Raw genomic sequence first — 16,228 nt, 5'->3', positions numbered from 1 at the left:
ACCGTCAACGCCTGCATGAAATAAGAAAAAAGTGTGAGCTTGATCAAAAGCAAATAATTTCGTTAAAGAGAGGCGTATTAATAGTGCCCCGTGAACGGCAGCCGTCGAATTAGCGCCGTAGCGGATAAGTACGAGAGGAGAAAATACCATGATGACATACGACCGTAACCGAAATGCAATCACCACTGGCAGCCGCGTCATGATTAGCGGCACAGGTCAGTTCGGCGTGATTAAAGCGATCCACAGCGACGGCCTTAATGCCGAGCAGGTGCGTCGTGGTAAAACGGTTGAAGTGGAAGGATGCGAAGGTAAGTTCGAACCGATTGAGCTGATTCGCCTGGGGATGCACTAAGCTGCGCCCCGACATGCCGCCGCGGACGGCGGCATGTCATAGCGTTAAAGCCGGGTGGCGTACTCAGCAACCGTGGCCTTCGCGCCTTTTTGCAGCAACGTCTGATAAGCCTGCATGACCGACGCCACAAACACCGCGTCCTTCGGCAGCTCGTTACCGAAAATAGCCTCAATGCCCAACAGCGCATTAACGCGGCTTTCGCCTTCAGCGCTACCGTTTACCGCCGCCTGAATCACCGCCCGCTGCGGGTCGCTCACCTCAATCGGGTTACCCTGCTCATCCACACCGCCGACATAACGCATCCAGCCCGCCACACCGAGGGCCAGCAGCGGGAAGGGTTTCTGGTGGACCAGGTGCCAGCGCACGGAATCGAGCATCCGCTGCGGCAATTTCTGGCTACCGTCCATGGCGATTTGCCAGGTGCGGTGACGCAGGGCCGGATTGCTGTAGCGCGCGATCAACAGGTCAGCATAGTGAGCTAAATCCACCCCCTTCACTTTCAGAGTCGGCGCCTGCTCTTTCAGCATCAGCGCATGCGCGGCTGCGCGATAATGTTCATCTTCCATGCAGTCGTTAATGTGCTGATAACCGGCAAGGTAGCCGAGATAGGCCAGGAACGAGTGGCTGCCGTTAAGCATTCGCAGCTTCATCTCTTCAAACGGAATGACATCAGAAACCAGTTCCGCACCGGCCTTTTCCCACTTTGGACGTCCGGCGACGAAATTATCTTCCACCACCCACTGGCGGAACGGCTCGCAGGCGACACCTGCCGGATCGCGTACGCCGGTCAGCTGTTCGATTTTATCCAGCGTGTCAGCCGTGACGGCGGGCACAATACGGTCCACCATGGTTGACGGGAAGGTGACGTTCGCTTCAATCCAGTCGGCCAGTTCGCCGTCAACAGCGCGCGCGTAGGCGCAGGTGACATTGCGCATCACGTGGCCGTTCTCCGGCATGTTATCGCATGACATCACGCTGAATGCTGGCAGCCCCGCCGCCTTACGCCGCGCCAACGCTTCAACCACGACGCCCGGCGCAGATTTCGGCTGATGGGGGTTTTGCAGGTCGGCAACGATTAACGGATGATCGAACATCAGTTGTCCTGATGCCGGGGAATGGCAATACCCTTTCTCGGTGATGGTCAGGGAAACAATGGCGACCTGTGGCTCGCACAGCGCCGCAAACACGGTTTCCAGCCCGTCGACCTGGGCATGCAGCGCGTTTTGGACGACGCCGACCACGCGCGCTGTCCACGCATCGGCAGACATCTCTGCCACGGTATAAAGGTTATCCTGTGCCTTCAGATCGGCGATCTGCTGTTCGCCGCCAATCAGGTTAACTTCGCAGTAACCCCAGTCGCTGCCCTGTTCTGCGGCGAGTATATCAGTGTACACCGCCTGGTGCGCGCGGTGAAACGCGCCAAACCCTAAATGAACAATGCGTGCCTTGAGGCTGTCGCGATCGTACTGAGGACGCGTTGCCTTCGCCTGTAATAACTGGTTTTCCATGATTGAGACTCGTTAATTAATGAAAGCTGTGATCCGCTGCCGCTTCCTTTTAAGAGCGGCAGCGCCTGCTGACTACACCAACTAGAATGGCAGTCGGAGTCAAAAAACGCTGCCATTAACCATACTGATACGTCGTTTTCAGATCTTGATTTACATTAACTTTTCGCCATGTGGTGTGACATCAGTAAAAAGTTGTGTGACAGGTAACACAAGATGTAAACCACTAGCGGCGTGAAGAGAGCGCGCCGTAGGCTACCGCTTCTTTATGCGGCGCTTCGGCTGCATCTTCGGCTTCACTCAGATCGCGGTCGCGCACTTCCGGCATCAGCAAAGCGGAGACCAGCCCAATCAGCGAGTACGCCACCAGCATCGCCACAATTGGCCACCAGGACCCGGTCATATTGCAGAAGATCCCCGCCAGCACCGGACCAAAGCCTACGGCCACCAGCCCTCCCGCCTCTTTCGAGATTGCCATGCGGGTAAAGCGGTTCCGCGAACCAAACATCTCTGCCATGGTGATGTTTTCCAGCGCAAACAGCCCGAGGACCGCAAAGTTATGAATAACGATGATAGAGAGCATAATCACGCCCGGCGCGTAACTCTTATCAACAATAATCGACAGCATCGGGTAAGCCAGAATAATGGCTGAAATGTTAAGGATGATATACGGCAGACGGCGCCCCACTTTATCGGACAGCCAGCCCAGCAGCGGAATGGTGAGGAAGCCGAGAATCGAACTGATCATCAGCGCATCGGTTGGGATCGCCTTATCAAATAACAGCGTCTGCACCAGATACCCGGCAAGGAAGGTCTGGATAAGCCCAGAGTTACCGGCCTGGCCAAAGCGCAGCCCCGTCGCCAGCCAGAACGATTTGCTCTTAAACATCGCGACTAATGAGGTATCCTGCGCCGCCGCTGGCGCAACGGTTTCGGCGTCGTTAACCTTCTCAAACACCGGGCTCTCTTTAAGGTTCATACGCAGCCAGATGGCGAAGATCATCACCACCACGCTGGCGAGGAATGGCACGCGCCAGCCCCAGGCAATAAGTTCTTCACGATCGAGGGCAAAGAACATCACGGCCCAGATCGCCGTGGCGCTCAGCGTTCCGCAGTTGGTGCCCATGGCCACCAGCGAGGAGATGATGCCGCGTTTACCCTTCGGCGCGTACTCCGCCAGCATGGTGCCCGCACCGGAGATTTCTGCCCCCGCGCCCAGCCCCTGAATAATACGCAGCGTCACCAGCAGCACCGGTGCGAAAATCCCGATCTGCGCGTAGGTCGGCAGCACGCCGATTAAGGTGGTGCAGATCCCCATCATGGTGATGGTGATAAACAGCACTTTTTTACGGCCAATTCTGTCGCCCATTCTGCCGAAGATAAATGCCCCGACGATACGCGCGATGTAGCCTGCGCCGTAGGTGCCCATCGCCAGGATCAGCGCCATGGCCGCCGATTGCTCAGGGAAGAAAATTTCATGAAACACCAGCGCGGCGCCAAGGGAGTAGAGCTGGAAATCCATAAATTCCAGGGCGGTGCCCAGCCAGCCAGATACGGCGGCTTTCACCAAATCTGACGTACTTCTTTGAGGTTGTGCTTGAGTCATAATGGCTATCTCTGAAAGGTAAGATGCGTACCACTTAGAGCCTGTCTTCGCAGGCTCTTAACCGCGTGAATTATTATTGGTCGAACGTGAGCAAGACTTTGCAGCACTGCCGCTGGTCTTTTTCAAACAGTTCGATGGCGTCTGTAACGTGGTGATAGTCAAATGTATGGGTGACCAGTTTTTCAGGGTCGATCAGCCCTTTTTCCAGCCAGTCAATGACCACCGGGAATTTGTTGGCATTCAGGCGCGAAGAGAAGATCGACAGCTCTTTGCCGGTGATCCCCTGCTGCACGATCTGGCTCGGGTCGCTGGAAAATCCCATCAGCACGATGCGCGCCGCCGGAGACGCCAGCGTAATCGCTTCCTGCAAAATGGACGGATGACAGGCAGCATCGATGATTAATGTCGGCTTGATGCCTTTTTCATCCAGCGCAGTCTGTAACGACTGCTCGCCGTTGTTGAAGACCCAGTCTGCGCCGCTGCGTTGCGCCATCTCCAGCCGCTCATCAATGCGGTCTACCACGATGACCTGCTTCACCTTGTAAACGCCCTTCAGCGCCTGCACGGTGACCAGCCCCATCGGGCCTGCGCCGTAGATCAGCGCCACGTCCTGTTCGGTGGGTTTCGCCTGCCCCGTCACGTTGGCGGCAATGGTGAATGGCTCAACCATCACCGCGTGTTTGTCAGGGATCGCATCCGGAATGTGCCAGGCATTTTTCGCCGGCACGACGGCGTATTCGCTGAAACCACCGTCGCGATGGACGCCCAGCACCACCAGCGAGGTGCAAACGTTCGGTTTTCCGACGGAACAGGGGTAACAGTGCCCGCAGCTGATCACCGGATCCACCGAAACGCGCTGGCCGAGTCGGGTGCCCTCCACGCCTTCGCCAACCGCGTCTATTTCGCCAAAGAATTCGTGACCGATTACCCGCGGATATTTTGCAAACGGGTTATGCCCGCGATAGATATGGCTGTCTGAACCGCAGATACCGGCGAGCTTAATTTTGACGCGGACGTCGCCTGCCCCCGGCAACGGGAGAGGACGCTCCTCAATCTCCAGCGCATTCGGCTGTTGGATCACTACGCTTTTCATCATTCGCTCCTCGTTTACCAGTTCCAGAGAGTGCCGTCTTCCAGACGGGCCACCGGCAGATAAGCCGGATCGTACGGGTATTTCGCTGCCAGCTTCTCATCAAACTCAATGCCCAGCCCTGGCTTGTCGCCCGGGTGCATATAGCCGTTATCGAAGCGCCAGCTGTGCGGGAACACTTCCAGCATCTGCTCTGAATAACCCATATACTCCTGCACACCAAAGTTCGGTACCCACAGGTCAAAATGCAGCGCCGCGGCGTGGCAAATCGGCGACAGATCCGACGGGCCGTGTGAGCCGGTACGCACCTGGTAGAGTGAGGCAAAGTCCGCAATGCGACGCATCCCGGTGATGCCGCCCGCATGGGTTATGGTGGCGCGGATATAGTCAATGAGCTGCTCTTCAATCAGCTGCTTGCAGTCCCAGATGCTGTTGAACACTTCCCCCACCGCAATTGGCGTGACGGTGTGCTGGCGGATCAGGCGGAAACACTCCTGGTTTTCAGCGGGAGTCGGATCTTCCATCCAGAACAGGCGGTAATCTTCAATACTTTTGCCGAACCGCGCCGCTTCGATGGGCGTCAGACGGTGGTGCATGTCGTGAAGGAGATGTTCACTGAAACCGAACTGGCTGCGCACTGCGTCGAACAGTTTGGGCGTGAAGTCGAGGTATTTCTCGGTGGACCACAGCTGCTCTTCCGGCCAAGCGCCCTTGGTCGCAGGTTCATACGCCAGCCCTTTGCCTTTGGCCATGCCGTAGGTGGTTTTCATTCCCGGCACGCCGCACTGCACGCGAATTGCCTTGAAGCCCATCTCTTTATGACGGGCATAATCTTCCAGCACGTCGTCAATGGTGTGCCCGGTGGTGTGACAATAAACCATCACTCCTTCCCGGGAAGCCCCGCCCAGAAGCTGATAGAGCGGCATGTTCGCGGCTTTCGCCTTAATGTCCCATAGCGCCATATCCACGGCAGAAATCGCTGACATGGTTACCGGACCACGACGCCAGTAAGCGCCTTTATAGAAGAACTGCCAGATATCTTCGATGCGGTGCGCATCGCGGCCAATCAGCTGAGGGCACAGGTGATCTTTCAGGTAAGAGGCAACGGAAAGTTCGCGTCCGTTCAGCGTGGCATCACCCAGGCCGACAATGCCTTCATCGGTCGTAATTTTAAGGGTGACAAAGTTACGCCCCGGGCAGGTGACAAATACTTCAGCCCCGACAATCTTCATAATCCATTTCCTTACATCGCTCGTTGTGATGCAGGAAATTTACGCAACCACACTACTACCATACAAGTATAATGATCGTAAAATCAGCGGGCGATCACACTATAAGGACGCTTATGCGCGTCCCCAACCGGCCACGATGATCAACATGCCGCACAGGGCAATCAGCGCGCCTGCCCAGTCATACAGGCTTAGCCGGACGCCATCGACAACGCGCAGCCACAGCAGCGCGGTACAGACGTACACTCCGCCGTAGGCCGCATATACCCTCCCGCTGGCGGCCGGATGCAGGGTGAGCAGCCAGACAAAAAGGGCCAGGGACACACCCGCCGGGATCAGCAGCAGCGCGGAAGCGCCCCGCTTTAGCCAGAGCCACGGCAAAAAGCATCCGATGATTTCGCACAGCGCGGTCGCGAAAAAAAGCAGCGTCGTTTTGAACATTTTTCTCGTTTCGTGAGGATTGATTTAGACATCATACGCGATAATGTTCACATCGTTCCCATACCTGCCGCGCGGGTATGACACCCTTTCGGATTGGTGTAGAATCCAACGGGGTAATCCGATTCTCTGCACCCGTTTAAAGGAAACGCTATGACTACATTAAGCAAACGCCTTTGTCTGACAGCCGCACTGGCACTGTCCTCGTTCGCCTTCGCCGCAACGGCATCAGCCGAAACCAGCAAACTCATCATTGAGTCTGGTGACAGCGCGCAAAGCCGCCAGAATGCTGCCATGGACAAAGAACAATGGAATGACACCCGCAGCCTGCGTCAGAAAGTGAATAAGCGCGTGGAGAAAGAGTGGGATAAAGAAGACGTCGCGTTTGATGCCCGCGACAAATGCCAGCAAAGTGCCAACGTCAACGCTTACTGGGAGCCTAACACCCTGCGCTGTCTCGATCGTCGCACTGGCCGCACGGTAGCACCGTAATGTCGACGCCGTGTGACGTTAAGCTCCGTCCGCTGGAGCGCGAAGATTTACGCTTTGTTCACCAGCTCGACAACAATGCCAGCGTGATGCGCTACTGGTTTGAAGAGCCTTATGAGGCGTTTGTCGAGCTGTCCGATCTCTACGATAAGCATATCCACGATCAGAGTGAACGCCGGTTTGTGGTGGAGTGCGAAGGTGAAAAAGCCGGGCTGGTTGAACTGGTTGAGATCAACCACGTTCACCGTCGGGCGGAATTTCAGATCATTATTTCACCGGAGCACCAGGGGAAAGGTCTTGCGTCGCGAGCGGCAAAGCTGGCGATGGATTACGGGTTTAACGTCCTGAATCTCTACAAGCTTTACCTTATCGTCGACAAAGAGAACGAAAAAGCGATTCATATCTACCGTAAGCTGGGCTTTATGGTGGAAGGTGAACTGATCCATGAGTTCTTTATTAACGGCGAATACCGTAACACCATACGCATGTGCATTTTCCAGCATCAGCATCTGGCCGGGCATAAGTCCTCCTCCGCCAGCCTGCTTAAACCCACCGCGCAGTAACCTGCGCGGTTTTATTCTCAATAATATTCAATGCTGTTTTTGATGGTGTACTTGCGCTCAACGGCAGGTTTGACGCTGTCATCTGTTATCACCAGCTCACAGTTCACCGGGTTGTTGTGGCGATCGTAATCACAGCTCTGCTTTACATTGCCCATCGGTTTATCGTTCAACAGGCTTACCGCCGTATAATCCATGCGCTTGCGCAGATCTTTCGAAGGCACCGACTTGACCGATAAACGCTGGTCGCCGGAAACCGTAGTTTTACCCAGCGGGTAGCCGTCGGCGTCATACTGGTACTTCACTTCCAACTCTTTACTGTGCGCTGCAACCACAAACCCGTTATCGTCGGTGTCCCACGTCAGGCCGGCAGACGGCAGTTCCGCCAGCTGGCATTTCCCCTGCAACTTTACCTTCTGCTGCTGGGTTTCCGCATCGACGTAGTAGTTAGCATCCAGCACCAGCGCAACGCCCGTATTCGCTTCGAGATCGTGCAGTTCCAGCGTATCGAAACACCCTTCCGTTGACATCGTGCCGGTCACACGTTTAGAGACTTCACCCTTATCGTTAAACAGCGTCTGGGTAAAATCCTTCACCGGCCCGCGCAGAGGATCAAAGTCAAACTCGTTCGAAAAGCTCGCCATCTCCGGCGTAAATGACAGCGGCGCGGTGTTGTTGTCGCATCCCACCAGTACCGTTGCCAGTAGCGTTATCGCTGCGTATTTGTTCACATCATTTACCGTTCAGAGAGAGATACAATCATATTAGCAAATACAGCAACTTACATAACAGCACTTCATTTGACTCTTCGCGCTGTATAAATCCGTCGTTTGCATTGACGAGACCTGCCAAAGTGGCTACTTTGGGCGCGGAAGATTCCACACTATTATAAAATTAGATTCTTAAATTTTCGGGTTAACATCATGATTTACGACTGTTTTTTATACTATGACGAAGATATGTTGCTCGACATCAGATTACATACTCTCGCTGATGTTGTTGACCGTTTTGTCATTGTAGAAGCAACACACTCTTTTACGGGCATACCGCGAGAATTGCATTTCGATATTACGAAGTTTGCCAAATTCAAAGACAAAATCATTTACGTGCCTTTTGACGCGCAGCCTATTTTAAACCGGGCGGATAATAACCAGGTTGATGCATGGGCAAATGAAGCAGCGCTTCGCAACTCCATTATGAACGGGTTAAAAGACGCGGCAGACGACGATCTGATTCTGGTGTCAGACGTTGACGAAATCTTCTCTCCCGACACGGTCAGGGCCATAAATCCGCGCGCGCTCTGCACGACTATTCATCAAAACGTATTCAACTATCAGTTTAATCTCCAGGTTCACAACACGGATGGTACGCCTAGAAAATGTACTTTGCCGCGCGCGACGTCCTATTACAACCTTAAGCATTTCTTCCACGGTGAGCCTGAATCTTTCCGAAACTGGAAGCGTGCGCGCAAAGATAAAAACTGGTCATGGTTTAAATGGAACTGGCTAAAAATCAATAATAAGATTGTGAAAGATGGCGGCTGGCATTTCTCCTGGGTAATGACCCCAGAAAGAATTTCTGAAAAAATGTCTACCATTTCTCATACCGAATACGATCTGCCGGAATTCAATAACCCGGAACATATTATGAAGGTTATCACAAACGCCGAAGATATCTGGGGACGAGACCGAAAACTGGTCAGGCAAGAGGTATCAAAACGCACCCTGCCTTCTTATCTGGTAGACAATCAGCACCATTATTCGCAATTTATTTTATGACGCAGGCAGGGCTCCAGGACAATTCAGAAAGACAGACCCAAAAACAAAAGCTTACCCTAGCCCTGCTATGCTTACAGTCTACACAGTGAAAAGGAGCTACAGATGAAACGGTTACCCTGGATTACCGCCCTGCTGTTAATGAGTGCTTCACCCGCTCTTCTTGCGGCCCCGGATTCCTGCGAGCGCGTGAAAAGCGACATTCAGCAGAAGATTATCAACAACGGCGTACCGGAGTCTGGCTTTACCCTGAACATCGTCCCGAACGATCAGGCCGATCAGCCGGATGCGCAGGTCGTTGGGCATTGTGCCAACGATACTTTCAAAATTTTGTATACCCGCACCAGTAGCGGCAACTACCCGGTGAGCGGCGCAGGTACGCAGGAGAATGCGCCCGCTGAGCCGCAATGATTTTCCCACTCAATTCCCCTGATTTGACGAGGATTAATATTTAATACCTCTAAATAAGTAACATTCCCCCCATCATTAGCCCGGTTGTAGTCACGGGTGAAAATAATTATTAACAATGATGGGGTGAGTCATGTCCGAAGTTGAACATCACGGCGGGATAAGCCGTCGAACTCTGGTTAAATCTACTGCCATAGGATCTCTGGCGCTTGCCGCCGGTGGGATCGCATTACCTTTTGGTCTGAAAAGCGCCGCCGCCGCTGTGCAGTCCGCTATTCAGCCCGCAGAAGACAAAGTCGTCTGGGGCGCCTGCTCGGTAAACTGCGGTAGCCGCTGCGCTCTGCGTCTGCACGTTCGCGATGACGAAGTCTATTGGGTTGAGACGGATAATACCGGCGAGGATGTTTACGGCAACCATCAGGTTCGCGCCTGCCTGCGAGGCCGTTCAATTCGCCGTCGCATCAATCACCCAGACCGTCTGAACTATCCGATGAAACGCGTGGGCAAACGCGGAGAAGGCAAGTTTGAGCGTATCACCTGGGAAGAAGCGCTGGACACCATCGCCGCGAGTCTGAAAAGCGTGGTCGAAAAATACGGCAACGAAGCGGTCTACATTAACTACTCCTCCGGAATTGTAGGCGGCAACATCACCCGTTCCTCCCCTTACGCCTCGCTGGTCGCGCGCCTGATGAACTGCTACGGCGGCTTCCTCAGCCACTACGGCACCTACAGCACCGCGCAGATCGCCTGCGCAATGCCCTACACCTACGGCAGCAACGACGGCAACAGCACATCGGATATCGAAAACACCAAACTGGTGGTGATGTTCGGCAATAATCCGGCGGAAACGCGCATGAGCGGCGGCGGGATCACATACTTCCTTGAGCAGGCGCGCGAACGGTCAAACGCGCGGATGATCGTTATCGATCCGCGTTATACCGACACTGCCGCAGGGCGTGAAGACGAGTGGATCCCGATTCGTCCGGGCACCGATGCCGCGCTGGTGGCAGGTATTGCGTGGGTGCTGATTAATGAAAATCTGGTCGATCAACCTTTCCTCGATAAATACTGCGTGGGTTATGACGAAAAAACCCTGCCGGAAGGCGCACCGGCTAATGGTCATTACAAAGCCTATATTCTCGGCCAGGGTGATGACAAAACCGCGAAAACTCCGGATTGGGCGTCTCGCATAACGGGCATCCCTGCCGAACGCATCATTAAGCTGGCCCGTGAAATCGGTTCGGCGAAACCGGCCTACATTTGCCAGGGCTGGGGCCCGCAGCGTCAGGCAAACGGGGAGCAAACGTCCCGCGCCATCGCCATGCTGCCGATCCTGACCGGCAACGTCGGCATTAACGGCGGTAACAGCGGCGCACGCGAATCGACCTACACCATCACCATCGAACGCATGCCGCTGCCGGAAAATCCGGTGAAAACGCAAATCTCCTGCTTCAGCTGGACGGATGCCATCGTGCGTGGACCGGAGATGACCGCCCTGCGCGACGGCGTACGCGGCAAAGATAAGCTCGATGCGCCGATCAAGTTCATCTGGAACTACGCGGGTAATACCATCATCAACCAGCACTCCGATATCAACAAAACTCACGACATTTTGCAGGATGAGAGCAAGTGCGAAACGATCGTCGTCATTGATAACTTCATGACCTCGTCTGCGAAGTATGCCGATATTGTTCTGCCGGATCTGATGACCGTCGAGCAGGAAGATATCATCCCCAACGATTACGCCGGCAACATGGGATACCTGATTTTCCTCCAGCCGGTTACCGCCCCGAAGTTCGAGCGCAAGCCCATTTACTGGATCATGAGCGAAGTGGCGAAACGCCTCGGACCGGATATCCATCAGAAATTCACCGAAGGCCGTACGCAGGAGCAGTGGCTGCGCTACCTGTACGCCAAAATGGTCGCCAAAGATCCGCTGCTGCCGTCCTACGACGCGCTGAAAAAAATGGGTATTTATAAGCGCAAAGATCCAAATGGACATTTTGTGGCCTATAAAAAATTCCGTGACGATCCGGATGCCAATCCGCTGAAAACCCCGTCGGGCAAAATCGAGATCTACTCCAGCAAGCTGGCGGATATTGCGGCAACCTGGGAACTGCAAAAAGACGAAACCATCACCCCGCTGCCGGTCTATACCTCAACCTTTGAAGGCTGGGACGCGCCCGAGCGCAGCAAATTCCCGCTGCAACTGTTCGGTTTCCACTTTAAAGCCCGTACCCACTCCAGTTACGGCAACGTAGATGTGCTCCAGGCCGCCTGTCGCCAGGAGGTGTGGCTTAACCCTGTGGATGCAGAGCAACGAGGTATCAAAAATGGGGATATGGTGCGCGTCTTCAACGACCGCGGCGAAGTGCGCATTGCTGCGAAAGTCACCCCGCGCATCATGCCCGGCGTAAGCGCGATGGGCCAGGGCGCCTGGCATGACGCCAACATGAACGGCGATCGTGTCGATCACGGCTCCTGCATCAATACCCTGACCACGCACCGCCCGTCACCGCTGGCGAAAGGCAACCCGCAGCACACGAACCTGGTGCAGATCGAGAAGGCATAAGGATTAACCGATGACAACCCAGTATGGATTTTTTATTGATTCCAGCCGCTGCACCGGGTGCAAAACCTGCGAGCTGGCCTGCAAGGATTACAAAGATCTGACCCCGGACGTTAGCTTCCGTCGTATTTATGAATACGCGGGCGGCGACTGGCAGGAGGATAACGGCGTCTGGCATCAGAATGTCTTCGCCTATTACCTGTCGATTGCCTGCAACCACTGCGAAGATCCGGCCTGCACCAAGGTCTGCCCGAGCGGGGCAATGCACAAGCGCGACGACGGTTTTGTGTTGGTGGACGAGGATGTCTGCATCGGCTGTCGCTACTGCCACATGGCCTGCCCGTACGGCGCGCCGCAGTACAATGCCGCCAAAGGCCACATGACCAAGTGCGACGGCTGCCACAGCCGGGTGGCGGACGGCAAAAAGCCCATCTGCGTCGAATCCTGCCCGCTGCGCGCGCTGGACTTTGGCCCGATTGAGGAGCTGCGCAAAAAACACGGCCAGCTTGCTGCCGTCGCGCCGCTGCCGTCTGCGCACTTCACAAAGCCGAGTATTGTGATTAAACCTAACGCCAACAGCCGTCCGACGGGGGACACCACCGGCTACCTGGCAAACCCGAAGGAGGTGTGAGATGGGAAGTGGATGGCATGAATGGCCGCTGGTGATCTTCACCGTTTTCGGGCAGTGCGTGGCCGGCGCGTTAATCGTGATGGGCTTCGTCTGGCTTAAGGAAAATGATGACAAGGCCAGAATGCGCATCGTGCGCAGCCTGTTTTTTCTCTGGCTGGTAATGGGTATTGGGTTTATGGCTTCGGTGCTGCATCTTGGCTCCCCGCTGCGTGCCTTCAACTCGCTTAACCGCGTGGGCGCGTCAGCGCTGAGTAATGAGATCGCGGCGGGTTCGATCTTCTTTGCCGTGGGCGGTTTCTGGTGGCTGGTGTCGGTTATCGGTAAAATGCCCCCAGCTTTGGGCAAAATCTGGCTGGTTGTCAGCCAGATCCTGGGCATCGTTTTTGTCTGGGCGATGACCCGTGTCTATCAGATTGAGACTGTCCCGACCTGGTATACGGGTTACACCACGCTGAGCTTCTTCCTGACGATGGTTCTGGCTGGTCCTCTGCTGGCCGCGCTGCTGCTGCGCGTCGCAAACGTGACATTCAAAGGTACTCTTGCCGCGTCAGTCAGCGTACTGGCACTTATCGTCTGCGTGGCGGTCGTCGTGTTGCAAAGCAATACGCTGGGGACGATACAGAGTTCCATCCAGCAGGCCAGCGCCCTGCTGCCAGATTATGGCTCGCTTCAGGTGTGGCGCATCGCGTTGCTGGCGGCGGGTTTAGGCTGCTGGATCTGCCCGCTTATTCGTCGTCAGGAGCCAAAAACGCTCGGCCTGTTTGCAGGTGTCGTTCTGGTGGTGCTGGGTGAACTGATTGGCCGTGGGCTATTTTATGGTCTGCATATGACCGCAGGGTTAGCAATTGCAGGTTAACACAGGTGCGCGGGGCTACCCGCGCGCAAGTAAGGAAAGTTGTAATGAATGATGTCTCACACCGCGAATCGTTCGCGTTCAGCGCCCGGGTACTGGGCGCGCTGTTTTATTTCGCCCCAGACAGCGAGCAGACCGCGCCGCTGGTGAGTGCCCTGACCGCAGGTGACTGGGTTCAGGACTGGCCGCTGGCGGAGGAAAACCTGCTGCCTGTCGCCAGTATGTTTAAGACCCCATCGGATGAAGCGTTGAAAGACGCCTGGCAGCGTCTGTTTATTGGCCCGTATGCCCTGCCCGCCCCCCCGTGGGGCTCGGTCTGGCTTGATCGCGAGTCAGTGCTGTTTGGCGATTCGACCCTCGCGTTGCGTCAGTGGATGCGTGAAAACCATATCGCCTTTGAGATGCAGCAGAATGAGCCTGAAGATCATTTCGGAACGTTGCTGATGCTGGCGGCATGGCTTGCCGAGAACGGTCGCGAAACAGAACGCGACCAGCTTCTGGCCTGGCATCTGCTGCCATGGAGCACGCGTTTCCTTAGCGTATTCGTTGAAAACGCGGCCCATCCGTTCTACACCGCGCTGGGTAAACTTGCCCAGCTGACGCTGGCGGAATGGCAGTCCACTTTGCTGATCCCGATTGTCGAAAAAACGCTATACCGATAACAGCACCTGGCTTGTCCACCCGTTGTGCAGGCCAGGCTCGCACATTTTTGCTGCAACACAACGTCACAACTGCTATACTGTATATAATTACAGTATATGGGGGTGCGCAATGGCTGTTGAAACAAAATTTGTTGTCGTAAGAAAAGGTGAAGAGAAAATGACATTTGCCAGTAAGAAAGAGGCTGACGCTCACGACAAACTGCTCGATATGGCAGAAGCGTTCACTGACTGGCTGTTGCAAAGCGGAATGCAGATGGATGAAACGCAGGCGGAGAACCTTGGTCTGTATCTCGCCGAGCAGAAAGAGTCCGTGCAGCATATCCTGCGTACCAGCAAGCTTCCCGAGCGCAATGCTGCAACGGATAAAACAGCATCAGATGCGGATAGCAGCAAAAAAATCCGGGCCGTCAAAGCCGCCTGATCGTCAGAACGACTCATCACCTGTCATGCCGCCGCGGGCCGGAAACGGCTCGCGGCTTAATCATGCATTATTTCGATCTTCTCGAAAACAATGCGATTGAATATTTTAATCTGTTCTGGCGTAAAATTTGGTTACAGCATTTCCTCTCGTCAGACGTATGTTAAAAACACGTGAATCACACGTTCGGCGCCTCTGAATGGTGTGGTAAATTATCACATAACTCTTGTAACTCGTTGATCATCCTGGCTACATGGAAGCCATCACAAACAGAATGATGGACCTGAACGGCGAAAGGCAACAAGACTTTTTCATCCTGGTTATAGTATTTTCCAAACGTGAACATGGGCGCAAAAAAATTCCGCATGTTAGCGACGTTGACGTTAAAACTGCTAAAACTGACCCACGGAATATCAGATATGAAAAATATATTCTCCCGGGACTCTTCTTTGGGCCAGTAGGCAAGATTATCACCATAGCGAGAAACGTCTTCTGCATAAACGTTCTGAAAGTGATGAATATTCCCGTCGAAGTGACTCCATAATGATGAAAACGTCTCCGTCTCTTTATGGAAAAGGGTATAGCTGGGATGCACCTCATTCCATATTACAAGCTCATTATCCTTCATGACCATACGGAATTCCGGATGCCGGTTTACGACGTGAGAAATAAGGGAAATAATCGCAGGATAAAATTTCCAGCCAACCTCTTTGATATGCTTTAGCAGCACGGTAATGTCCAGCTGAACCGTTTGGTTAAATGTAGATTGAGCAAAGCCCTGAAATACTTCAAAGTGTTCCTTTCTTGCCCAACGTGATAAGTCAACTACCGTATATTCTGGCGTTATTTTTGTCATTTCAGAGCCTTAGTTGAGCTGCGCTATATAAAATAGTAGCGTATCACAAACGCAGGGGCTGTATAGACCGTAGCGAAGAGGCACCCTAAATTTTCAGCGTATCAATCACCGCTTTCAGCGCCGGGGATACGTTGCGGTGTGGATAATAGAGGTACAGTCCGTCCATCCGCAGGCTATAGCGCTGTAAAACGCGTATAAGCGTGCCACGCTCCAGATCGTCAGCCACCAGCTCAACCGGGACATAGGCCAGCCCGAGTCCCAGCCGGGCCGCTTCGGCCTCCATGTAGCTGTCGGAAAAGGCCCATTGCCCCTCCGGGCGGTGAGTCACTCGCTTCCCATCCTGCACAAGCTCCCATTGATAGTGGTTACCGTCGGCAAACTGGTAGGCAATGCAGGGATGAGCGTCCAGATCGGCGGGCGTCTGCGTAAAACCATAGCGCCGAAAATGCGCCAGGGCGTCAACACAGCCATCTCCATATCGGGCGTGATGCGCACGGCAATCATCCGGCCCCAGCCGGACGCCAGCGTCGAATGAAAACATTCACCCAAACTGTCAGCTGTGCTGCTATGCGCATCGTTAAGTTGAGTTAAAACAATGAATTAGTAAGAAACACGAAATCCTGACGCCCGCGTTTCGATGGTGACAACCTTGGATAAGACCTTCGCCAAGAGCGATAAAGTCGACCACCGCAAGGTGACGTTCGAGAACCGATACGGGATCACCCTGGCTGGCGATCTGTACATTCCCAGGAACATTGGCGACCAGATGCTGGCTTCTCTTCTCGTC

The 16,228-nt window shown here is 54.3% G+C and carries 17 protein-coding genes and 2 pseudogenes; 11 read left to right on the top strand and 8 right to left on the bottom strand.

Annotation, left to right across the window (positions count from 1 at the left end; all coding sequences use genetic code 11):
* The first annotated feature begins 148 nt into the window (after nucleotides 1-148).
* Nucleotides 149-352: a putative selenium delivery protein YdfZ gene (gene ydfZ, locus L384_RS05840; protein ID WP_003857405.1), complete on the top strand. Its 204-nt coding sequence runs from the start codon at nucleotides 149-151 to the stop codon at nucleotides 350-352.
* A gap of 44 nt (nucleotides 353-396) precedes the next feature.
* Here the strand turns inward: ydfZ and L384_RS05845 are convergent, their stop codons facing one another.
* The 5 genes from L384_RS05845 to L384_RS05865 form a co-directional block, all read right to left on the bottom strand.
* Complete coding sequence (locus L384_RS05845; protein ID WP_023324580.1) at nucleotides 397-1,860, bottom strand: mannitol dehydrogenase family protein; 1,464 nt, start codon at nucleotides 1,858-1,860, stop codon at nucleotides 397-399.
* A 223-nt stretch (nucleotides 1,861-2,083) separates the two neighbouring features.
* The gene (locus L384_RS05850) at nucleotides 2,084-3,463 is read right to left on the bottom strand and encodes an MFS transporter (RefSeq protein WP_023324579.1); all 1,380 of its coding nucleotides are present in this window, start codon (nucleotides 3,461-3,463) and stop codon (nucleotides 2,084-2,086) included.
* A gap of 73 nt (nucleotides 3,464-3,536) precedes the next feature.
* Entirely contained in the window at nucleotides 3,537-4,556 is a 1,020-nt protein-coding gene (locus L384_RS05855; protein ID WP_003857408.1) for a Zn-dependent oxidoreductase, read from the bottom strand.
* Nucleotides 4,557-4,570: 14 nt separating this feature from the next.
* Nucleotides 4,571-5,785, bottom strand: a complete 1,215-nt coding sequence (gene manD / locus L384_RS05860; protein WP_023314071.1) for a D-mannonate dehydratase ManD — start codon at nucleotides 5,783-5,785, stop codon at nucleotides 4,571-4,573.
* Nucleotides 5,786-5,896: 111 nt separating this feature from the next.
* Nucleotides 5,897-6,223 (bottom strand): YnfA family protein, encoded by a 327-nt coding sequence (locus tag L384_RS05865; RefSeq protein ID WP_003857412.1) that lies wholly within the window; start codon nucleotides 6,221-6,223, stop codon nucleotides 5,897-5,899.
* A gap of 150 nt (nucleotides 6,224-6,373) precedes the next feature.
* On the opposite strand from L384_RS05865, the gene L384_RS05870 reads away from it, so the two are divergent.
* Entirely contained in the window at nucleotides 6,374-6,712 is a 339-nt protein-coding gene (locus L384_RS05870) for a DUF1283 family protein (protein WP_023300007.1), read from the top strand.
* Entirely contained in the window at nucleotides 6,712-7,272 is a 561-nt protein-coding gene (gene speG, locus L384_RS05875; protein ID WP_003857416.1) for a spermidine N1-acetyltransferase, read from the top strand. The genes L384_RS05870 and speG overlap by 1 nt, the downstream gene beginning before the upstream one ends.
* Nucleotides 7,273-7,289: 17 nt before the next feature.
* Here the strand turns inward: speG and L384_RS05880 are convergent, their stop codons facing one another.
* Nucleotides 7,290-8,000, bottom strand: coding sequence for a YnfC family lipoprotein (locus tag L384_RS05880; protein WP_023324578.1), 711 nt, complete (start codon nucleotides 7,998-8,000; stop codon nucleotides 7,290-7,292).
* A gap of 192 nt (nucleotides 8,001-8,192) precedes the next feature.
* Here L384_RS05880 and L384_RS05885 point away from each other — a divergent pair, with 192 nt between their 5' ends.
* The 7 genes from L384_RS05885 (at nucleotide 8,193) to L384_RS05915 (ending at nucleotide 14,588) form a co-directional block, all read left to right on the top strand.
* Complete coding sequence (locus L384_RS05885; protein WP_003857421.1) at nucleotides 8,193-9,047, top strand: glycosyltransferase family 17 protein; 855 nt, start codon at nucleotides 8,193-8,195, stop codon at nucleotides 9,045-9,047.
* Nucleotides 9,048-9,149: 102 nt separating this feature from the next.
* On the top strand, nucleotides 9,150-9,455 hold the full coding sequence (locus L384_RS05890) for a DUF1161 domain-containing protein (protein ID WP_003857424.1): 306 nt from the start codon (nucleotides 9,150-9,152) through the stop codon (nucleotides 9,453-9,455).
* Nucleotides 9,456-9,585: 130 nt separating this feature from the next.
* A complete protein-coding gene (ynfE, locus tag L384_RS05895; RefSeq protein ID WP_023324577.1) occupies nucleotides 9,586-12,024 on the top strand; it encodes a selenate/tellurate reductase subunit YnfE in 2,439 nt (812 codons plus the stop codon).
* Nucleotides 12,025-12,034: 10 nt separating this feature from the next.
* Complete coding sequence (locus L384_RS05900; RefSeq protein ID WP_023324576.1) at nucleotides 12,035-12,652, top strand: DMSO/selenate family reductase complex B subunit; 618 nt, start codon at nucleotides 12,035-12,037, stop codon at nucleotides 12,650-12,652.
* A gap of 1 nt (nucleotide 12,653) precedes the next feature.
* Nucleotides 12,654-13,508, top strand: coding sequence for a dimethyl sulfoxide reductase anchor subunit family protein (locus tag L384_RS05905; protein WP_023324575.1), 855 nt, complete (start codon nucleotides 12,654-12,656; stop codon nucleotides 13,506-13,508).
* Nucleotides 13,509-13,552: 44 nt separating this feature from the next.
* Complete coding sequence (gene dmsD, locus L384_RS05910) at nucleotides 13,553-14,167, top strand: Tat proofreading chaperone DmsD (protein ID WP_017384547.1); 615 nt, start codon at nucleotides 13,553-13,555, stop codon at nucleotides 14,165-14,167.
* 109 nt (nucleotides 14,168-14,276) lie between these two features.
* Nucleotides 14,277-14,588, top strand: coding sequence for a YebG family protein (locus L384_RS05915; RefSeq protein ID WP_003857437.1), 312 nt, complete (start codon nucleotides 14,277-14,279; stop codon nucleotides 14,586-14,588).
* Between the two features lie 175 nt (nucleotides 14,589-14,763).
* Here the strand turns inward: L384_RS05915 and catA are convergent, their stop codons facing one another.
* Both catA and L384_RS22535 read right to left on the bottom strand, forming a co-directional pair.
* Nucleotides 14,764-15,441, bottom strand: a complete 678-nt coding sequence (catA, locus tag L384_RS05920) for a type A chloramphenicol O-acetyltransferase (RefSeq protein ID WP_023324573.1) — start codon at nucleotides 15,439-15,441, stop codon at nucleotides 14,764-14,766.
* Nucleotides 15,442-15,526: 85 nt separating this feature from the next.
* Nucleotides 15,527-15,973 (bottom strand): annotated as a pseudogene (locus L384_RS22535) (LysR substrate-binding domain-containing protein); the annotation flags it as partial.
* A gap of 105 nt (nucleotides 15,974-16,078) precedes the next feature.
* Here L384_RS22535 and L384_RS22925 point away from each other — a divergent pair.
* Nucleotides 16,079-16,193, top strand: a pseudogene (locus L384_RS22925) (alpha/beta hydrolase); the annotation flags it as partial.
* Nucleotides 16,194-16,228 lie beyond the last annotated feature (35 nt).

This window comes from Enterobacter sp. MGH 38 (assembly GCF_000492855.1).
GTDB classification, from domain to species: domain Bacteria; phylum Pseudomonadota; class Gammaproteobacteria; order Enterobacterales; family Enterobacteriaceae; genus Enterobacter; species Enterobacter hormaechei_C.
Note: the sequence above shows the minus strand (reverse complement) of the source record. Positions and strands in the feature narration are given on the sequence as shown.